Source organism: Thiorhodococcus fuscus, from assembly GCF_042682685.1.
GTDB classification, from domain to species: Bacteria; Pseudomonadota; Gammaproteobacteria; order Chromatiales; family Chromatiaceae; genus Imhoffiella; species Imhoffiella fuscus.
Genome location: NZ_JBHUHX010000007.1, coordinates 169,049 through 189,212, shown reverse-complemented (window position 1 = coordinate 189,212; position 20,164 = coordinate 169,049). Strand labels below are relative to the sequence as shown.

Sequence of the window (20,164 nt, the reverse complement as noted above, 5' to 3'; positions counted from 1 at the left end):
GATCAATGCTCTCCAGCGGGACGCGCGACGGGACCGCCGTCGGACAGATTCCCCTTATCCTCGGACGAACCGGCGGGACGCTTGGGCTCGTCGTCCTCCCAATCCCGAGGCGGACGCGGGACGCGACCTTCCATGATATCGCCGATCTGGGCCGAATCGATCGTCTCGTATTTCATCAGCGCTTCAGCCATGGTGTGAAGCTTTTCGATGTTCTCGACGAGCAACGTCCGAGCCCGCTCATAGTTACGCTCGATGACGTTGCGGATCTCCTCGTCGATGACATGGGTGGTCTCGTCCGACACGCTCTTGTGCTGGGTCACCGAATGACCGAGGAACACCTCCTGCTCCTCCTCGCTATAGGTCAGCGGTCCGAGCCGGTCGGACAGCCCCCACTTGGTCACCATGTTGCGGGCAATCTCGGTCGCGCGATGGATGTCGTTCTGCGCCCCGGTGGTCACGCAATCGGGACCGAAGATGAGCTCCTCGGCCACACGACCGCCGAAGAGGCTGGAGACGCTGCTTTCCAGACGCTGCTTGCTGTAGCTGAAGCGGTCGTCCTCGGGCAGGAACAGCGTCACGCCCAGCGCGCGACCGCGCGGGATGATGCTGACCTTATGCACCGGATCGTGATCCGGAACCAGGCGCCCGACGATGGCGTGACCCGACTCGTGGTAGGCGGTCAGCCGCTTATCGTCCTCGGACATCACCATGGATCGACGCTCGGCGCCCATCATGATTTTGTCCTTGGCCTTCTCCATGTCGTCCATGTCGACCAACTTCTTGTTGGCACGCGCGGCGAACAAGGCGCCCTCGTTGACCAGGTTCGCCAGGTCGGCACCGGAGAAGCCCGGAGTCCCGCGCGCCAGGATCGACGCCTTGACATCCTCGGCCGCCGGAATCTTACGCATATGGACCTTGAGGATCTGCTCGCGTCCGCGCACGTCGGGAAGCGGCACCACGACCTGACGGTCGAATCGGCCTGGGCGCAAGAGCGCGGGATCCAGAACGTCCGGGCGGTTGGTGGCCGCGATCACGATCACACCCTCGTTGCCCTCGAAGCCGTCCATCTCGACCAGCAATTGGTTCAGGGTCTGCTCACGCTCATCATGTCCGCCGCCGAGGCCGGCTCCGCGATGACGTCCGACCGCATCGATCTCGTCGATGAAGATGATGCAGGGCGCATGCTTCTTCGCCTGCTCGAACATGTCTCGAACCCGCGAAGCGCCGACACCGACGAACATCTCGACGAAATCCGAACCCGAAATGGTGAAGAACGGCACCTTGGCCTCACCGGCGATGGCGCGAGCCAGCAAGGTTTTACCGGTTCCGGGAGGACCGACCATGAGGACGCCCTTGGGAATCTTGCCGCCGAGCTTCTGGAACTTGCTCGGATCCTTGAGGAAGTCGACCATCTCGGTGACCTCCTCCTTGGCCTCCTCGGCGCCGGCGACATCCTGGAAGGTGACCTTGATCTGATCCTCGGACAGCAAGCGCGCGCGGCTCTTGCCGAACGACATGGCTCCGCGACCGCCCGCTCCACCCTGCATCTGGCGCATGAAGAGGATCCAAAGGCCGACGAGGATCAGCAGCGGGAACCAGTTGATGAGAATCTGCACCAGCACGGACTGCTTCTCGGGCGGCGCAGCCTTGATCACCACGCCATGATTCAGCAGATCGCCGACCAATCCGTCGTCCCCCGGACTGTAGCTCGTGAAACGCTGTCCGGACTCGTTGACACCCTCGATCGTCCGCCCCTGGATGGTGACCTCTTTGACGCCACCCTGTTTCACCTGCTCGATGAAATCCGAATAATTCAGGCTTCTTGGGGTCGATTGGGTGGTAGTGAAATTGTTGAACACGGACATCAGCACGATGGCGATGACCACCCAAAGAAGAATATTTTTCGCCATGTCACTCACGGCTTATTGGCCCCTAACGGTTGTCTGCCCATAACGCTGGCACAGGTTAATCCATGAAGTTAGCACCGACGCACTAGCGATTAAAGCCTTTTGCGACCAGATAAAGCTCTCGGCTCTGGGCGCGCGAGGATTTGGGCTTGCGGCTCGCGACCTGTCGGAAGCTCCCGCGCAAGTCGCGCAGATAGGCGTCGAATCCGGTGCCTTGAAAGGCCTTGACGACCATCGATCCTCCGGGCTTCAACTGCTCGCGCGCCAGCTCCAGCGCCAGTTCCAAGAGGTACATACTCCGACTCTGATCGACAATGGACGTTCCGGTGATATTGGGCGCCATATCCGATAGCACCAGATCCAGCGGCTCCTGGCCAAGCGCGGCGCGCAGCTCCGAGAGCACCACGTCATCGCGAAAATCGCCTTCCAAAATCTCGACCCCGGCGAGCGGGTCCATCGGAAGGATATCCAGAGCGATGACGCGCCCGCTCGCTCCGACCAGCTGGACGGCGATTTGCGACCAGCTTCCGGGCGCCGCGCCCAGATCGACCACGCGCATTCCGGGCGAAAGGACGCGATCCTTCTCCTGGATCTCCAGGAGTTTATAGGCCGCGCGCGAACGATACCCATCAATCTGGGAGCGCTTGACGTAGGGATCGTTGACGTGACGGTCGAGCCAACGCCGACTGGATTTGCTTCTTGCCATGAGTGGAACGGAAGGGGTCAGGAAGGAGAAACGGTACGAAAGCCGGCCCGGCATCAAGCCGGCCGGTTAGGCTAACACATTCCGAGCAATGAGCCTGCCGCAAATCGAGCGAGTCGACTGATGTCAGAGGTCGTGAACCCAGCGGAAACGAAAGAGTTCAAGCAAAACACCCGCCGTTCCACCACCGAAGAGCCCCCCCAGAATGGCCTGCTGAATTTCGAGATGCATGGTCTCGCTCGCGATCAGCGACACCCCCTCGCCAAGACTCAGCAGCGGGCCAGCGACCATCCAGACGCTGCCAGCCGCGACACCGGCGAGAACCGCCATGATGAGGGCCTCGATCACATAGCAGGGATGCGATTCGAGCCGAATGCGGCGCGACAGGGTGACCCACCAGCGCACGGTCGAGACATAGAGGATACCGTTAACGCTCACCACGAAGGCAAGAATTGCGAAGATCGGAAACGGCTCGGGGTGAAGCGGCTCGGCGATCGCCAGCACAGTCCCACCGACCAAGCCGGTCGCGAGCCCGGCTAGCGCCTTGCCAGGAACGCTACGCGAGCAGCGCTTGGGGAAGGAAATGGTGAGCCCGACGGTTGCCGCCAATATGGCCGCCACCAAGGCCACATCCGAGAGCGACACCTGCCCCCCGAGCAGGATCAGCATGGCGACACCCACCATCGCGCCCACTCCAGTACTGATGAGCGCGAGTTCGCGCGCACCATAAAGAACCGCGCCCACGCCACCAGCGGCCGATGCGGCAACGACATAGGAAAAATAGCCGAACCCCATTCCCTTCAAGAGCAGCACGACCCCGATGAACAAGGGGGCGTAGATCATGCCGATCAGGCTCCAGACGATACCGCGAAGGAACGCGGACCGCGCGCGTGATTTCAAGGTGAGATCTGCGACTTCAAGCGCGGCATAGGGTCGAGCATTGGCAAATTCGGTCGAACTCTCGGGAGACATGGACACACCACCGCATACTGCATAAGGACTGCTGAATCAAGGATGCATCAAGGCCGCACCCCTCCCCATGACCCAGCTCAATCACCGCAAGCAAAACGCCCAAGAGGCGCGCGCCGATAGAGAAACATCATGGCGGATCATTGCCGTTAATGGTACGAGGCCTGACAGGCATGCGACGAGAAAGACTTCACACAAAGAAAAACGGGGCCAGCGGCCCCGTTTACGTATCCGATCCGAGGGATCGAATTCGACGCGATCAGCCGGCCCGCAGAGTCCAGGAGGCACACCAGCCGTTCAGGTTGATCAGCTTACCGGGGAACAGCTGGCAACCCTTCCACGTATCCGTCGCGCCCTCAGCGTCCGGAAGCATGAACTGGCAGTTGCCGCAATGCTGCTCTGCCGGGGGCAACCCAGGACGAGCGGCTGCAAGGCGATCGGATTCAGCGGCATTCTCGTGGTACTTCAGGGCCGCTGCGGTCGGGTCATCGGGGGTCACGGCATTCGCGGGGGCCTGAGCGCGAGCGGTGCCGACACCGACCAAGTTGATCATCGGAATCGCTGCGGCGGTACCCAGCATCACTTTGACGGCGTCGCGACGGCTCTTGCAGATTGGCTTATCGGACATTGAGTCACTCCTGAGGGATTAGGCACAGTATTGAAGTCTCGACACTCCCGGCCTCAAACCGGAGGTCGTCGTTCATTTTGCATCACTAGATCGAAAAAGGCGAGTCACTCACCGTTAAGCGTTAAGTGAATCGCGCGACGGATCAGACCCGTGTCAGTTGAGATAGGTTCCCGCGCCGAGATAGCGCGCGCGCCAGTATGGGTTTGCCAGGCGCGCGATACGTACCCGATGACGCGACGTCGACGCGTGCACGAAACGCTCTCGATCGATCATCAATCCAACATGATAGACACCTGGCCCGGTCTTGAAAAAAACCATGTCACCCGGACGTGGACGATCACCGGAAACAGGCTTCGCCGCCTTTCGCTGCGCCTTGGCCGTTCGAGGGATATTCAAACCCACAACATGATGCGCGTAGAAGGTCAGCCCGCTGCAATCGAAGCCCTCTTTCGGCGTCTCGCCCCCATAGACATAGGGTGTTCCGACCTGAGCCAGCCCCGCCAGAACCACATCAGCCCGCCGCTTCGTCGCATCGTCGCCCTCGCGCCCAGCGATGCTGGAACAGCCCGACACGAGAAACAGCCCCCCAACAGCCCCTAAACAGATCAATAGCCAACGCACACGAACCTTCATAAATAACTCACAATTACAGTCATAATATGCTGTTTTAAATAAACATATAAGTGCATCCAACATCTATGTCAAGCACGCTGAACGGCAACATCGACGACTGCCGTCACACCCCATGCGCCACGGAGGCTTTACGCAACCAGCCGCAAACCTTAAATTTATTAGATTGACGGAAATCAAATTTCCATCCGTTTCCCAGCAAACCCTTCGCAAGCGGGCGAACCTGAAAGCAGGTATTCGCCCTCCCCCTTGGAGTGCAACCCATGCCCGAAACCAAACACTGCCGGCTACTGATCCTTGGATCAGGGCCGGCCGGCTATACCGCAGCCGTTTACGCGGCCCGCGCCAACCTCAAGCCCGTTCTGGTGACCGGCCTCGAGCAGGGCGGGCAACTCATGACGACAACGGAGGTGGACAACTGGGCAGGCGACCCGGATGGCGTGCAAGGCCCGGAGCTCATGGAGCGGATGCGCCGACATGCCGAACGCTTCGAAACCGAGATCATCTTCGATCACATCAATGCGACCGATCTCAGCGGACGCCCACTCAAACTCATGGGTGATTCGGCCACCTACACCTGCGATGCGCTCATCATCGCCACAGGCGCCAGCGCCATGTACACCGGCCTTCCTTCAGAGCAGGAATTCCGCGGACGCGGAGTCTCGGCATGTGCGACCTGCGACGGTTTTTTCTATCGCAATCAGAAGGTCGCTGTCATCGGAGGCGGCAACACGGCGGTCGAGGAAGCCCTTTATCTCTCGAACATCGCCTCGGAGGTCGTGCTGGTCCACCGACGCGATAGCTTGCGGGCAGAGAAGATCATGCAGAAGCAGCTGTTCGAGAAGGTCGAGCATGGCAACGTCCGCATCGCCTGGAGCCATGTCCTCGACGAGGTTCTCGGAGACGCGACCGGCGTGACCGGAATCCGCATCAAGAGCACCCAGGACGACTCCACCCAAGACATCGACCTGCACGGCGTCTTCATCGCGATCGGGCACAAGCCCAACACCGAGATCTTCGCCGGACAGCTCGACATGGAGAACGGCTACATCAGGGTCCAGAGCGGCACCCAGGGGAATGCCACCGCCACCTCCATTCCCGGTGTCTTCGCGGCTGGCGACGTCATGGATCAGATCTATCGACAGGCCATCACCTCGGCAGGAAGCGGCTGCATGGCCGCGCTGGATGCCGAAAAATATCTCGACGCGCTCGCAACGGAAGCGATCTGAGGACCGCCCTGCTTGGAGCTGACCCGCGAGCCCATATCTCGATGCCATGGACGGCACCATCAAACTCGCTCCAAACACCTACAGGGTGACGACACACCCCGCGATTCGAGAGATCCCCGCCAGTGACTGGAATCGACTCGCAAGCCCGGACACCCCGTTCATGCGCCACGAATTCCTGGCAGCCATGGAGGATCACGGCTGCGTCGGCGAAAGCCTGGGCTGGCTACCCATGCATCTGGCACTCAGGGACGAGCACGGCCACCTGCTCGGTGCGGCGCCCTGCTATCTCAAGAGCAACTCCTATGGCGAATTCGTTTTCGATTGGTCATGGGCCGACGCCTATCATCGGCACGGACTGAGCTACTACCCCAAGCTTGTCATCGCCTCGCCCTACACCCCCGCTACCGGACCGCGAATACTCACCGAACAGGGCGCGGCACGCGAGCAGCATGCCTCCGCACTCATCCAGGCTGCCGCCCGCGTCGTGGAGCGCCTTGGCGTCTCCTCGACCCATTGCCTCTTCAATACGGATGAAGAGGCAAACCTCTTGGAGTTGCAGGGATTCATGCGACGTGTCGGCTGCCAGTTCCACTGGAACAACCGAGGGTACGAAAACTTCGACCAGATGCTCGATACCTTCACCTCGACCAAACGCAAGCAGATCAAACGCGAGCGTCGGCGCGTCACAGAAGCGGGGCTACGCCTGCGCCGCGTGCGAGGCGACGAAGTCACCGAGGAGGAATGGGGCCTCTTTCACCGCCTCTATTGCAACACGTTCGATAAGCGAGGGGGCCTCCCGACGCTCACCCTCCCCTTTTTTCAGGCCATCGCACAGGACATGGGGGAAAACCTTTTGCTCGTGCTGGCCTACCAGGGGAACCGCATCGTCGCGGCGGCGTTCAACCTCGTTGGAAGGCACTCGCTCTATGGACGGCACTGGGGATGCACCGAGGATTTCCATAGCCTTCACTTCGAAGCCTGTTACTATCAGGGACTTGAATATTGCATCGAACAGGGCTTGAACCGCTTCGAGCCAGGCGCCCAAGGTGAGCACAAGGTCAGCCGAGGTTTCCTGCCAACCCGAACCTGGTCTGGCCACTGGGTGGCGGACCCAACCTTCCGAGCGGCCATTGCTCGATTCCTCGAACAGGACACCAGAGGCATGGATGAGTATCTCGCCGCGATGCAGACACATAGTCCCTATCGGGCTCTTGCATGATGGAATATCGCGCAAGCCACCCGCCTCTTCGCCCGGTGCGGATAGTCGATGATCGCGCTACTCGACCCCTACGACCGACAGTCCTTTCCAGACCCACGCGTCGCACTGCAGGAACCGAACGGCCTGCTCGCCGTGGGCGGCGACCTCAGCACAGGACGTCTGCACAACGCCTATCGACGCGGCATCTTCCCCTGGTTCAGCCCCGGAGACCCCATCCTCTGGTGGTCTCCCGACCCGCGCACCGTCATCTTTCCAAAGCAGATTCATATCTCCCGCAGCCTTCGAAAACATCTGCGCAAGCATGATCTTAGAGTCTCATTCGATCGCGATTTTTTCGGCGTCATCCATGGTTGCGCCCAACCTCGCGACGATCAGGGCGGAACCTGGCTCCTGCCCCAAATGATTGCCGCCTATCAAAGTCTCCACGCAATTGGGCTTGCCCATTCGGTCGAGGTCTGGCGGGAAGCAGAACTGGTGGGCGGACTCTACGGCGTCGCGATCGGCCGCGCCTTCTTTGGCGAGTCCATGTTCAGTCGCGTTACGGATGCATCCAAGGTCGCGCTCGTCCATCTGTGCAAACGTCTTGCCGACTGGCAGTTTGGCGTCGTCGATTGCCAGATGCGGACCGACCACCTCACCAAAATGGGGGCGATCGAGATTCCACGCGAAGAGTTCCTGACTCTGCTCGACGAGCATTGCCCCCGATCCGGCTTCAATTCCAACTGGTTCGAGGGTTTCGAGGATCCGACGACGGCATTGGAAACGACCGCGCCCAAGCCAACAACCCCACCATCGTGATGAACCGGGGTTCGTTGATGAGTCCTAATTTCATGATGAATCAGAATGATAGATCTCGACAGGGTCGTCACATCGCGCTGTACACGACCGCCGATCATGCGTGCTCCTACCTAGATGATCGGCTCGCCAGAACGCTCTTCGTCGATCCGAGCATCCGCATCGACAGCTCAACCTATCAGGCTCTGATCGATCAGGGATTCCGCCGCAGCGGGACGCATGTCTACCGCCCTGCATGCAAAGGATGCACCGAGTGCATTCCGGTGCGAATCCCGGTCGATCGCTTCGCACCGAATCGCTCGCAACGGCGCAACTGGAAGTCGAACGCCCCCAGGATACTGCTCCGCGAACGCCCGGCGGAATTCGACGAGGAGCACTTCGCGCTCTATCGGCGTTATCTCGAAAGACGTCATCCCGATGGGAGCATGGCGGAAGACGCGACAGAAGAAAGCTATCGCCGCTTCCTGGTCGAGCCCTGGGGTGGACGGACCCAGTTCGTCGAACTGCGGTTGGACGAACGACTTGTCGGAGTCGCCGTAACCGACGTACTGGAGCGCGGCCTCTCCGCCGTCTATACCTTTTTCGACCCAGAACTGTCCGCGCAAGCCCCCGGAACCTTCGCCGTGCTCGCGCAAATAGAGCTCACGCGACGTATCGGCCTACCCTATCTGTATCTCGGCTACTGGATCTCGGGCAGCAAAAAAATGGCGTACAAGAAACACTTTCGCCCGATCGAGGCGTGGGATGGGCAGGAATGGCGCCCGCCCGGCAACGGAGAAGGATCTGCCATCAAGTGACCCACCGCTCACAGATCGCACGACAGCAGCCTCGAATGAAATGCCGCGAACCCAATCCGATGTGATATAATCCGTGGGCTTTGATAGCCGAGCTGTTCACCTAGAAAACACACTATGTCAAAAGACGACGTCATTCAAATGGAAGGCACGGTCACTGAGACCTTGCCGAATACGGTCTTCCGAGTCCAGCTGGAAAACGGCCACAACGTGACCGCTCATATTTCCGGAAAGATGCGCAAGCACTACATCCGCATCCTCACCGGCGACAAAGTCACGGTCGAGCTCACACCTTATGATCTGACCAAGGGCCGCATCGTCTACCGAGCCAGATAGGCTCAGCATACCGCGCCGCTTCGGCTGAGTCGGTTCGCCCAGGGCGCGAAAACACAGGTATGCGGCAGACTTGGTTGGCAACCGCCATCCATGGCGGCCTCGCTCCCTGCAGGAAAAACGGCGGACAATTCTCCGCATGCTTGCGGATCGTTCGAGCGCCTGGACTAAATCCAGCGACGCACCATCCGAACCGCCCTCCCGCAGGAACCGCCAGCCAGATCAGGCGCCGACCAGATCGCACACCTCGCCATTGATCTCGAACGAGAGTTCCTCGCCGTCCGCGCAAACGCGCACGGTGCCTCCCCCGACCAACTCTCCGAACAGAAGCGCATTCGCCAAGGGCTTCTTGATGTGCTGCTGAATGACCCGAGCCATGGGACGGGCACCCATCTTGGGGTCGTACCCCTTCTCGGCCAGCCAGTGGCGCACACCGGCATCGACCACCAGCTGCACCTTCTTCTCCGCCAACTGCTGTTCGAGCTCGAAGACGAACTTGTCGACAACGCTATGGATGGTTTCCTCCGCCAGTGAGGAGAACTGCACCACAGCGTCGAGACGGTTACGGAATTCGGGCGAGAAGTGACGCTTCAAGGCCTCCATGCCATCGGTCGAGTGATCCTGCTCGGTGAACCCGATCGAGCGACGCGAGGTCTCCTCCGCCCCCGCATTCGTGGTCATTACCAGCACCACATTGCGGAAATCGGCCTTGCGACCATTGTTGTCGGTCAAGGTCCCGTGGTCCATGACCTGCAGCAGCAGGTTAAAGACATCGGGATGCGCCTTCTCGATCTCATCGAGCAGCAGGACCGAATGGGGATGTTTGTTGACCTGCTCGGTCAGCAGACCGCCCTGATCGAACCCAACATAGCCGGGAGGCGCGCCAATCAACCTCGAGACCGTATGGCGCTCCATATACTCGGACATGTCGAAGCGCAACAGCTCCATACCGAGAATCCGGGCCAACTGACGCGTCACCTCCGTCTTGCCAACACCGGTCGGCCCCGTGAAGAGGAAGGAGCCGATCGGCTTACCCTCGTTGACCAGTCCAGAGCGATTCATACGAATCGCCGACGCCAACGCATCGATCGCCGGATCCTGACCATAGACGACCATCTTGAGATTGCGATCCAGGTTCTTCAGCGATTCCGTATCAGACGCCGACACCCGCTTCGAGGGAATACGCGCCATCTTGGCGACGATGGACTCCACATCGGCGACGTCGATCCGCTTTTTGCGCTTAGAGGGCGCCATCAGCTGGACATAGGCGCCCGCTTCATCGATGACATCGATCGCCTTATCGGGCAGATGCCGATCATTGATGTGACGGCTTGACAGCTCGGCCGCCGCCCGTAGCGCCGGATTGGTGTAGCTGACCTGATGGTGATCCTCGAAACGCGATTTGAGCCCCTTGAGGATCTCGATCGTTTCCTCGACGGACGGTTCCTCGACGTCGATCTTCTGGAAACGCCGCGCCAAGGCCCGATCCTTTTCGAAGATTCCCCGGTACTCCTGATAGGTGGTAGACCCGATGCAGCGCAGATCTCCCGACGCGAGGACCGGCTTGATGAGATTGGAGGCATCCATGACCCCACCGGACGCCGAACCCGCGCCGATGATGGTATGGATCTCGTCAATGAAGAGAATCGCCTGGGGTTGGCGCTTGAGCTGCGCCAGAACCGATTTCAGACGCTTCTCGAAATCGCCACGATATTTGGTGCCCGCAACCAGGCCGCCTAGATCGAGCGAGTAGATGACCGCATCGTCGAGCACATCCGGCACCTCGCCATCGACGATCTTCTTGGCCAACCCCTCGGCAATGGCCGTCTTCCCAACACCGGCCTCACCGACGAACAAGGGATTGTTCTTGCGCCTCCGGCAGAGAATCTGAATGGTGCGCTCCACTTCCTTCGCTCGACCGATCAGGGGGTCGATACGACCTTGGCGAGCCATTTCGTTCAGATTGGTCGCGAAATTCTCGAGCGGAGAGCCGCCACCCTCCTTCTCTTCACCGCGAACCTCGTCGGCATCGCCAGGCGACTCATCCTCTTGACTCTCGCCCGGAACCTTGGAGATCCCGTGCGAGATGAAATTGACTACGTCGAGACGCGTCACGTCCTGCTGATTGAGCAAGTAGACGGCCTGCGAATCCTGTTCGCTGAACAGCGCGACCAAAACATTGGCGCCCGTGACTTCCTTCTTCCCGGCCGATTGAACATGAAAGACCGCGCGCTGCAGAACCCGCTGGAACCCAAGCGTGGGCTGGGTATCCCGATCCTCGCTTTCAGGGATAAGCGGCGTCGTCTCCTCAATGAAAGAGGAAATCTCCTTGCGTAGCCGATCTGAGTCCGCGCCACAGGCGCGCAGCACCTTGGCTGCGGTTGGATTGTCCAGCAAACACAGCAACATGTGCTCGACGGTCATGTATTCGTGATGCTTTGCGCGAGCCTCCTTGAAGGCTCGGTTTAGCGAAAATTCGAGTTCTTTGCTCAGCATCGGCCTAATTCCAAGCGGGGGTTTATGAAACCGGGTTTATAAAATCATTGTCATGCTTCCGCACAGCGGTCTACAGGCAACACCTCAAGCCTCTTCCATCGTACACATCAGCGGATGCTGATTGGTGCGCGCATAATCGTTCACCTGGGAGACCTTGGTTTCGGCGATATCCTTGGTGAATACACCGCAGACACCGACACCACGCGTATGCACATGCAGCATAACTTGGGTCGCCTTTTCACGATTCATAGCGAAGAAGATCTCCAGAACCAGAACGACGAACTCCATCGGGGTGTAATCGTCGTTCAATAACAACACCTTGAACAAAGGTGGACGGCGTAGCTTGGGTCGCGCCTCTTGGACAGTGAGTCCTGAGTCGCGTTCCTCGCCTGGTATATCGTTGCTCATGATCTCGGATTCTAGTCAAATTTGATTCAGGTCTTCGATCTCCTCCAAGAGCCGGAACGAGACCGCGCACCTGAACGAATCAACCGGGAAAAACGGGGGTTCGAGCGCCCACCAACATCTCCAGCACCCCTCTCGCAAACCGCTCGATCAGTCGATTTGACCAGCGAAATCAACTCACTATACTACTGAGTTGTGGTGTCAACTGCCGGATTCAAGGCATGGCGCCAGAAGAAGAATAACTATCGCTAACGAGAGCCCCGCAACCCTAGGAGGAGTGCGTCAATGATCACCGGTGTCGTTAAATGGTTCAATAACGCTAAGGGCTACGGCTTCGTGCAACCCGATGGACGCGAAGAGGACGTTTTCGTTCACTTTTCGTCGATCGACATGGAAGGCTACAAAACACTCAGGGAGGGACAGAGGGTCGAATTCGAATTGAGCGAGGGGCCGAAGGGGCTGCACGCAGCCAACGTCCATCGCGTCAGCTGACCATCCATTCCAGGCCGGGCCACCCGGTCATCATCTGACAGGATGCGGCTCTCGCGCCGAGGCCAAACCGGCCCGGCGCGAGAGCCAGCCTCTTACATCTTCCCGATCACCGCCGCACCGAATCCAGAGCAGCTCAGCTTGGTGGCGTCGTCCATCAGACGATGCAAGTCGTAGGTCACGGTCTTGGCCGCGATCGCGCCTTCCACACCCTTGATGATGAGATCGGCCGCCTCGGTCCACCCCATGTGACGCAGCATCATCTCAGCCGAGAGGATGAGGGAGGCCGGGTTGACCTGATCCTTGCCTGCGTATTTGGGCGCCGTGCCGTGGGTCGCCTCGAACATGGCGACCGAATCGGACAGGTTGGCACCCGGAGCCATGCCGATTCCACCGACCTGAGCCGCCAGTGCATCGGAGATGTAGTCGCCGTTGAGATTGAGCGTAGCGATCACCGAGTACTCCTTCGGGCGCAGCAGGATCTGCTGCAGGAAGGCATCGGCGATCACATCCTTGACGACGATCTCACGGCCGGTTTTGGGGTTCTTGAAGCTGCACCAGGGTCCGCCATCGATTTCGGCCGCACCGAACTCGGACTTAGCCAGGTCATAGCCCCATTCCTTGAAGGCGCCCTCGGTGAATTTCATGATATTGCCCTTGTGCACCAAGGTCACCGACGGACGATCGTTGTCGATAGCATACTGGATCGCCTTGCGGACCAGGCGCTCGGTGCCGTCCTTGGAGACCGGCTTGATGCCGATGCCGGAGGTCTCGGGGAAGCGGATCTTGGTGACGCCCATCTCGTTGCGCAGGAAATCGACCAGGCGTTGCGCCTCGGCACTGCCCTGCTGCCATTCGATACCCGCGTAGATATCCTCCGAATTCTCGCGGAAGATGACCATGTCGGTATGCTCGGGCTCCTTCAGCGGGCTGGGGGTGCCACTGAAATAACGCACCGGACGCAGGCAGACATAGAGATCCAGCTGCTGACGCAGCGCCACGTTGAGCGAGCGGATGCCGCCACCCACCGGCGTCGTGAGCGGCCCCTTGATGGACACGACGAAATCCCTGACCGCTTCCATAGTCTCCTCGGGCAACCAGACATCCTCGCCATAGGTCCGAGTCGACTTCTCGCCGGCATAGATCTCCATCCACTGGATCTGACGCTTGCCGCCGTAGGACTTCTCGACCGCCGCATCGACCACCGCGCGCATCACCGGGGTGATATCGACACCGATACCGTCACCTTCGATGAAGGGGATGATCGGCTTATCGGGAACACTGAGGGAAAAGTCGGAATTGACCTGGATCTTTTCGCCCGTGGTCGGAATCTGTATCTTCTGATAGGCCATGTGCATCACTCTGTTGGCGGTGGAGAGAAAAGGCGTGATCCTACCATCCTGCCGCCTTTTTGAGCAGGCCCGACGCCCTCACACGTCTCTCCAGCCCGCCAGACAGAGCCTAACACCTGGCCTCCCAGGGCCAGGCCGCAGACGATTCATTATCGAAACCGAGCCCGCGATTGCGGGAACCGGCCGTTGGATCGCCGCTCGGCGCGTGCTTGAGCAACCCCGCCCGACCACGGAATCAAGTCAGCGAACGCGAACCTTCAACACCTCCTCCCCATCCGGGTCTGTCAGATGGACCGCGCAGGCGATACAGGGGTCGAAGCTGTGCACCGTTCGCAGGATCTCGATCGGCCGATCCACATCGGCCAGGGCATGCCCCTCAAGCGCGGCTTCATAGGGGCCAAGTTGCCCGCTTGCGTCACGCGGACCCGCGTTCCAGGTACTGGGTACCACGGCCTGATAGTTGGCGGTGCGACCATCCTCAATGACGATCCAATGCCCCAATGCACCGCGCGGCGCCTCCAGATGGCCGACCCCCTTGGCCTTGGACGGCCAGGTCGAGGGATCCCAGAGCGTCTCGTTGAAGGTTCGCAGATCCCCGCCACGAATATTGGCGAGCAGTTGGTCGTACCAGCCATCCATAGCCTCGACCATGATCTGGGTCTCCAAGGCCCTGGCCGCCGTTCTGCCCATCGTCGAATAGAGCGCTTCGAGCGGCAGATCGAGCGAGGCGAGCATGCCGTCGGCCAGTTCCTTGGTCCGCGTATGCCCGGTCGCGTAGAGCATCAGGACCCGCGCCAGCGGCCCGACCTCCACGGGACGGCCACGCCAGCGGGGTGACTTGAGCCACGAATACTGGTTGTCAACGTCCAGCTGCTGGTAGGGCGGCTCGGGTCCGGTGTAATCGAAGTCGGTCTCGCCGCTGTAGGGATGCAGCCCCGCGTTCCTGCCGGCGTCATAGTCGTACCAGGAGCGCGAGACGAATTCCTGGATCTCGTCCTCGGCATTCAGGTCGACCTCGCGGATGTCGGCGAGATTCCGATCAAGGATGACACCGCCAGGCACCAGATAAGAGCTGCGATCGCCGAAGCCCTTGGCGGGAAAATCGCCGTAGCACATGAAATTGCCGACGCCCTCGCCCTGCTGGAACCAATCCTTGTAGAAGCCCGCGATCGCAACCGTGTCCGGCAGATAGACCTGTTCCACAAACGCATGCATCTCGGCGATGAGCGAACGCACCCGCTCCAGCCCAGCCATATCGAGCGCCGTCCCTGCCTGGCTTCCAGAGTCGATGCTGATGGCACAGGGAACGCCGCCCACGACCAGATTGGGATGCGGGTTCTTGCCGCCGAAAATGGCATGAAGCTGCGCCACCTCGCGCTGCCAGGCGAGCGCATCGAGATAGTGGGCGACCGCCGTCAAATTGGCCTCTGGCGGCAGCCTGTAGGCCGGATGCCCCCAATAGCCGTTGGCGAAGATCCCGAGCTGACCCGACTCGACGAATCCCTTCAGCTTCCGCTGGACGTCCCCGAAATAGCCCGGTGACGACTTGGGATAGCGACTGATGGACTGGGCCAGTTCGGAGGTCGCCTTGGGATCTGCGCTCAGCGCGGAGACGACATCGACCCAGTCGAGCGCATGGAGGTGATAGAAGTGCATGACATGGTCATGCACGTACTGAGCGCCCACCATGAGATTGCGGATCAGCTCCGCATTGGGTGGGATGGGATAGTCGAGCGCATCTTCGACGGCGCGGACCCCAGCCAATCCATGCACCAGGGTGCAGACACCGCAGATGCGCTGAACGAAGGCCCAGGCGTCGCGCGGATCGCGGTCGCGCACGATCAGTTCGATGCCGCGCACCATGGTGCCGGACGAGTAGGCGCTTTGGATCAGATTGCCATCCATCTGCGCCTCGATCCGCAGATGGCCCTCGATCCGGGTCACCGGATCGACCACTAACCTTGTGCTCATGCAGCCTCTCCCCGAATCGGCATCACCCTGCCAGTGCGCGGCTCATCCCCGAGATGCTCGGCGACCAGCTCGACCAGACTCTCGACCCGCGTGCCCCAATGGTTCTTCTGGCGACCGGCCTCGAAATTGAGCCGGCAACTGGCACAGCTCACCACCACCGTGCCGGCGCCGGTGGCATCGACCTGCCGCATCTTGATTCGAAACGAGGCGTCGCGCAGATGCGTCGCCCGCTCCAACAGAAAGATGCCGGCGCCTCCGCCACAGCACCAATTGAATTCCCTGTTGGCCGGCATCTCCACGAAATCCGCATCCATCGCCTTGAGCAGGGCGCGCGGCTCCTCGAATGCCCCTCCACGCCGTCCGGTCTTGCAGGGGTCGTGATAGGTGATCCGACCCTCGATCGGGGTCAACTTCAGCCGACCGGCCTTGGCCTGACGCCCCAGAAACTCGGACATGTACATCATCTCGAACGGCAGCTCTCCGCCCTTGAGCATCGGGTTCCAGCGCAGCGCCGGATAGGCATGGCCGCACTCGGCGATGACGAGCATCTTGGCGCCGATGCGCCGGGCGGCGGCGACGATGGGATCGACCTGTTTTTTCCACAGCGCCATATCACCCGACAAGAGTCCAAAGTTCGCGCTCTCGAACCCATCGCTACAGAGGGTCCAATCGACGCCCAGATGATTCATCACCTTCGCCGTCGCCAGCAGCCCCTGACCGTTGCCGACCAGATCTACGGCGGAGCTGAGAACCATCACCTCGGCCTGCTCGCGATCCAGCGGGACCTCGATTCCGGCCTGCTCGCGGATGGTGCCGACCATGCGCTTCAATGTCTCGGCGGAGGCCCCGAACACGGTACCGCGATGCAGCTGCTCCATGCGCAGGGCCGCCAGTTCGGGCGGTACCAATTCTGCGGCCACGAGCGCGCTTCGCTGGTGGTGCACCAGCGAGGCGATGTCGATTCCCATCGGACAGACCATGGTGCAGCGACCGCACTCAGAGCACGAGTCGTAGACCAGCTCCTGCAACTCTTCGAGGTCGCTCAGCTTGACCGGACTCAACACCAGCCGATACCACCAGCGAAAGGGCCCCAGCTCGCGCTGATAGACCCGCCGATAGAGATTCATCTTGCGCAGCGGGGCGTATTTGGTCTCGCCGGTAGCCTGGAAAAAGTGACAGGCGTTGGTGCACTGACCGCAGCGGATACAGCTCTCCAGCCACACGGCCTCGTCCGCGTTTGTCTCGGCGATCAGCGTGTCGATCGCCCTCCTCACCCGCACGGTTTCGGGAAGACTCGGGGGAGGCGCCATCTCGCGCAACATCCCGATTTGGGAGGCGAAGCCCTGGAAAACCTGATCGAAGGTCGGAAAAATCCGTTTCGGCACAGCGACGCTGCTCATATGCGGACCCCCTTGTGGGCATAGGCGACACCGCTCTGGGCGCGCGAAAAGACGAACCAGACCGCATGCATCAGCTTCCCGAAGGGGAACCAAGCGAACAGCAAAGCTGCGCTCAGGATGTGAAGAGCCAACATGGTTTCGTACCTCGGCCCCAAATGGGCGAACGCCATCAGCCCTGTCACCAGAGGTGCCGCCATCAGGATCCAAGAGAGATAGTCTCCCCAGTTGGAGCAATAGACAGCCGGCTTCGACATGCGCCGGGCGATGAGCGCGAGCAGGGACGCCAGGGCCAGGACTCCGGCTCCGACTCCAACGGCATTCGGCAAGCCTGGCCAGGAGGCCCCGGTCAAACGGGTGATGAACTCGATGTGCGGGACGATCCCGATCACCACGACCAGCGTGGCCAGGTGGAAGACATAGGCCATGGCCGTCTGATAACGCGTCGCGGTCGTGAATTCGCCGCTCGGCCAGGCGCGACTGAAAACGGTTCGATAGCCCTTGAAGTTGCCGAAGGCATCCCTCGGACGGGACAGATCGGCCCCGCGCGTCAGCACCAGAACGCCGAGCAGACGCCAAATGGTTCCAGTCGCCATGATGATGAGGGACCAATGGATCGCCGGCCCTCGTGCGAAATCCAACAGGGTCATGTGTCGTTCTCCTCCTGAGTTTTTTGGCGGACGAATGAATCGTCCGGACGTATGCAACCCGCACTCGGGTCATTCGTCCGAATGCAGCTTCGTCTCTGTTTTATGCTTCTTATCGCGTGCAAGCAGCGCCGCACCGGCACCGGCAACGGCCCCGACCGAGGCCGCGACCGCAATCTTCGGCCCGCTGCCGAACTGTCCCATGGCGACCGAATCGTAGATGCCGCCCTTGTCCCAGAAATTCGGCTCGGAACAACCGATGCATCCGTGCCCGGACTGGATCGGGAAACTCGTTCCCTGATTCCACTTGACCTGCGCGCAAGCGTTGTAGGTCTCAGGGGCCTGGCACCCCAACTTGTAGAGACACCAACCCCGACGGGCACCCTCATCATCGAAGGTCTCCGCGAACAGACCCCGATCATAGAAGGGGCGGCGGTAGCAGCGGTCGTGAACGTTTTCGCCGTAGAAGGCCAGCGGGCGCCCAAGCCGATCCAACTCGGGCATGGAACCCATCGTCAGGTAATGCGCGATCAGGCCCGTGATGGCGAGCGGCAGCGGCGGACAACCGGGGATATTGACGATCGGACGATCCGTGATGATCTCCTCCACCGACATCGCACCCGTGGGATTGGGCGCCGCCTTGGGCAGCCCCCCGTAGGCCGCGCAGGTCCCGATCGCGATGATCGCGGCGGCGCCGGCCGCGCTTTCGGTCAGCATGTCGAGATTGCTGATTCCGGCGATGGTGGAATAGGCCTTGACCGACGGGATCGCCCCGTCGACCAGCAACAGATACTGGCCGGCGTTCTCATGCATCGCCTGTTCACGGGCCGCCTCCGCCGCCGCGCCCGAGGCCGCCTGCAGGGTGTGGTGATAGTCGAGCGAGATGAAATCGAAGATGAGTCCTTCAATGCTCGGCGTGTTGGAGCGGGTCAGCGCCTCGGTGCATCCGGTGCACTCCTGAAAGGAAAGCCAGATCACCGAGGGACGGCGAGCCTGTTCCAATGCGTCGGCCAGCGCCGAAACGCTCGCGGCAGGCAACGCCATCATTGAGGTCATGGCGGAGCAGAACTTGAGAAAAGCCCTGCGACTCACGCCCTGGCGCCCTAGAAATTCACCCAGGGTTTCTCCGCTTGTCATCGCATCCTCCGTCGTCCTTTCTAATGATGATCATCCAATTTTCAGCCAGGGTCATTTTCGACCTCAAGCCGCATTACATTGAACAATGCAATAACCAATTCATTTAATATAAAACCCGCAAAGATCAATAACACCCAAACAACCAAAAAAGCGCTCGATCAGACGCTCGAAAACCCTATCCCGCCCTCTAATTCGCACAAAACGCGAAAAACAAAGAACGCGTCGACACCATCATCCGAAAACCTTTATCGCACACAGATATAAACATGCGCGACTCGAAAAGTCATTTGACATAGATCAACATGCCACAGAATTAAAAAACGCAAACCAATGATAAAAAAAGAATATCAAACAAAACGATTTTATTAGAATAATCTAAATTAACCATATCAAAACAGAACCGCCACACACCAAAAGTTCATCAGTCAATAACGGCCATCAAAAGAACGATCCACAGCGGCGCAATAAATCAATGCGCAACAGATTTAGAGCATCCGTAAATTCATTTGAATTTGCTGAAATTCGCAAACTAGTGAAATAGCAGACACCTAGCGCCAAAAGCACCAGAACGAGGATCGAGGCTGAAACAGCGGGAAGCCGATCGACTTCGATGGCGTTTCAAAAGGCAGGACGAAAAAAGAAACGCGAGGAGTCGAGCTTGAATCCATCCATATGGACTCTGAAAAAAACGACTCGAAGAAGGCGGTCTTCGAGTCGCAGGTCGATCAGGCGTTGGAAGTAAACTTCGGACGCAGCCGAAATCTTCAGGCAACGAGACCGTAGAGGAACATCATGGGCAGGCCAAGAACGAGGGCGATCGAAAGGATCTCGCTCAGAGTCAGGGCCTTGAGAATGGTTAGGGCTTTCACGATCAGGAACTCCATAGGATTAAACTAGGGTCACAAGGAAAACCGAACGAAGCGCGACATGGGCGGCATCCACCCGACATTTAAAATATTAGACTATTCTAATATTTGCTTCAAGCAACCAAGTCTGCGCCCCTTTGGATCCAGACTTTGCACAAAGACTGGATCTCGCCCGATCCATAGTTCAGGATGCTCGG

General features: G+C 59.8%; 18 protein-coding genes. 6 read left to right on the top strand and 12 right to left on the bottom strand.

Going from position 1 to position 20,164, the window contains the following annotated elements; translation table 11 throughout:
* Positions 1-2: 2 nt before the first annotated feature.
* From ftsH to ACFSJC_RS03950, 5 genes are all read right to left on the bottom strand, one after another.
* Positions 3-1,910 (bottom strand): ATP-dependent zinc metalloprotease FtsH, encoded by a 1,908-nt coding sequence (gene ftsH / locus ACFSJC_RS03970; protein ID WP_386023538.1) that lies wholly within the window; start codon positions 1,908-1,910, stop codon positions 3-5.
* Between the two features lie 82 nt (positions 1,911-1,992).
* Positions 1,993-2,613 (bottom strand): 23S rRNA (uridine(2552)-2'-O)-methyltransferase RlmE, encoded by a 621-nt coding sequence (rlmE, locus tag ACFSJC_RS03965; RefSeq protein ID WP_386023536.1) that lies wholly within the window; start codon positions 2,611-2,613, stop codon positions 1,993-1,995.
* A gap of 123 nt (positions 2,614-2,736) precedes the next feature.
* Complete coding sequence (locus tag ACFSJC_RS03960) at positions 2,737-3,582, bottom strand: hypothetical protein (RefSeq protein ID WP_386023535.1); 846 nt, start codon at positions 3,580-3,582, stop codon at positions 2,737-2,739.
* Between the two features lie 256 nt (positions 3,583-3,838).
* Complete coding sequence (locus ACFSJC_RS03955) at positions 3,839-4,207, bottom strand: high-potential iron-sulfur protein (protein ID WP_386023533.1); 369 nt, start codon at positions 4,205-4,207, stop codon at positions 3,839-3,841.
* 153 nt (positions 4,208-4,360) lie between these two features.
* A complete protein-coding gene (locus ACFSJC_RS03950) occupies positions 4,361-4,840 on the bottom strand; it encodes a C40 family peptidase (protein WP_386023531.1) in 480 nt (159 codons plus the stop codon).
* Positions 4,841-5,100: 260 nt separating this feature from the next.
* Between ACFSJC_RS03950 and trxB the strand changes: the two genes are divergently transcribed.
* From trxB to infA, 5 genes are all read left to right on the top strand, one after another.
* Positions 5,101-6,066 carry a thioredoxin-disulfide reductase gene (trxB, locus tag ACFSJC_RS03945; RefSeq protein ID WP_386023528.1) on the top strand — a complete coding sequence of 322 codons (966 nt, stop codon included), beginning with the start codon at positions 5,101-5,103 and terminating at the stop codon, positions 6,064-6,066.
* 46 nt (positions 6,067-6,112) lie between these two features.
* The gene (locus ACFSJC_RS03940) at positions 6,113-7,285 is read left to right on the top strand and encodes a GNAT family N-acetyltransferase (protein ID WP_386023525.1); all 1,173 of its coding nucleotides are present in this window, start codon (positions 6,113-6,115) and stop codon (positions 7,283-7,285) included.
* Positions 7,286-7,333: 48 nt separating this feature from the next.
* Positions 7,334-8,083: a leucyl/phenylalanyl-tRNA--protein transferase gene (gene aat, locus ACFSJC_RS03935; RefSeq protein WP_386023523.1), complete on the top strand. Its 750-nt coding sequence runs from the start codon at positions 7,334-7,336 to the stop codon at positions 8,081-8,083.
* A 35-nt stretch (positions 8,084-8,118) separates the two neighbouring features.
* On the top strand, positions 8,119-8,877 hold the full coding sequence (locus ACFSJC_RS03930; protein ID WP_386023824.1) for an arginyltransferase: 759 nt from the start codon (positions 8,119-8,121) through the stop codon (positions 8,875-8,877).
* A 114-nt stretch (positions 8,878-8,991) separates the two neighbouring features.
* Positions 8,992-9,210, top strand: a complete 219-nt coding sequence (gene infA, locus ACFSJC_RS03925; RefSeq protein WP_007039021.1) for a translation initiation factor IF-1 — start codon at positions 8,992-8,994, stop codon at positions 9,208-9,210.
* 219 nt (positions 9,211-9,429) lie between these two features.
* Here the strand turns inward: infA and clpA are convergent, their stop codons facing one another.
* Both clpA and clpS read right to left on the bottom strand, forming a co-directional pair.
* Complete coding sequence (gene clpA / locus ACFSJC_RS03920; RefSeq protein WP_386023519.1) at positions 9,430-11,703, bottom strand: ATP-dependent Clp protease ATP-binding subunit ClpA; 2,274 nt, start codon at positions 11,701-11,703, stop codon at positions 9,430-9,432.
* Positions 11,704-11,787: 84 nt separating this feature from the next.
* Entirely contained in the window at positions 11,788-12,111 is a 324-nt protein-coding gene (gene clpS, locus ACFSJC_RS03915; RefSeq protein ID WP_386023516.1) for an ATP-dependent Clp protease adapter ClpS, read from the bottom strand.
* A 282-nt stretch (positions 12,112-12,393) separates the two neighbouring features.
* Here clpS and ACFSJC_RS03910 point away from each other — a divergent pair, with 282 nt between their 5' ends.
* A complete protein-coding gene (locus ACFSJC_RS03910) occupies positions 12,394-12,600 on the top strand; it encodes a cold-shock protein (RefSeq protein WP_007039024.1) in 207 nt (68 codons plus the stop codon).
* A gap of 92 nt (positions 12,601-12,692) precedes the next feature.
* Here ACFSJC_RS03910 and icd read toward each other — a convergent pair whose 3' ends face one another.
* From icd to ACFSJC_RS03885, 5 genes are all read right to left on the bottom strand, one after another.
* Positions 12,693-13,949: an NADP-dependent isocitrate dehydrogenase gene (gene icd, locus ACFSJC_RS03905; RefSeq protein ID WP_386023513.1), complete on the bottom strand. Its 1,257-nt coding sequence runs from the start codon at positions 13,947-13,949 to the stop codon at positions 12,693-12,695.
* Between the two features lie 240 nt (positions 13,950-14,189).
* Positions 14,190-15,920 (bottom strand): nickel-dependent hydrogenase large subunit, encoded by a 1,731-nt coding sequence (locus tag ACFSJC_RS03900; protein WP_386023510.1) that lies wholly within the window; start codon positions 15,918-15,920, stop codon positions 14,190-14,192.
* Complete coding sequence (locus tag ACFSJC_RS03895) at positions 15,917-17,320, bottom strand: (Fe-S)-binding protein (protein WP_386023507.1); 1,404 nt, start codon at positions 17,318-17,320, stop codon at positions 15,917-15,919. Before ACFSJC_RS03895 ends, ACFSJC_RS03900 begins: the two co-directional genes overlap by 4 nt.
* Positions 17,317-17,967 (bottom strand): nitrate reductase, encoded by a 651-nt coding sequence (locus tag ACFSJC_RS03890; protein ID WP_386023504.1) that lies wholly within the window; start codon positions 17,965-17,967, stop codon positions 17,317-17,319. Before ACFSJC_RS03890 ends, ACFSJC_RS03895 begins: the two co-directional genes overlap by 4 nt.
* A gap of 69 nt (positions 17,968-18,036) precedes the next feature.
* Entirely contained in the window at positions 18,037-19,101 is a 1,065-nt protein-coding gene (locus ACFSJC_RS03885; protein ID WP_386023501.1) for a hydrogenase small subunit, read from the bottom strand.
* Between the last annotated feature and the right edge of the window lie 1,063 nt (positions 19,102-20,164).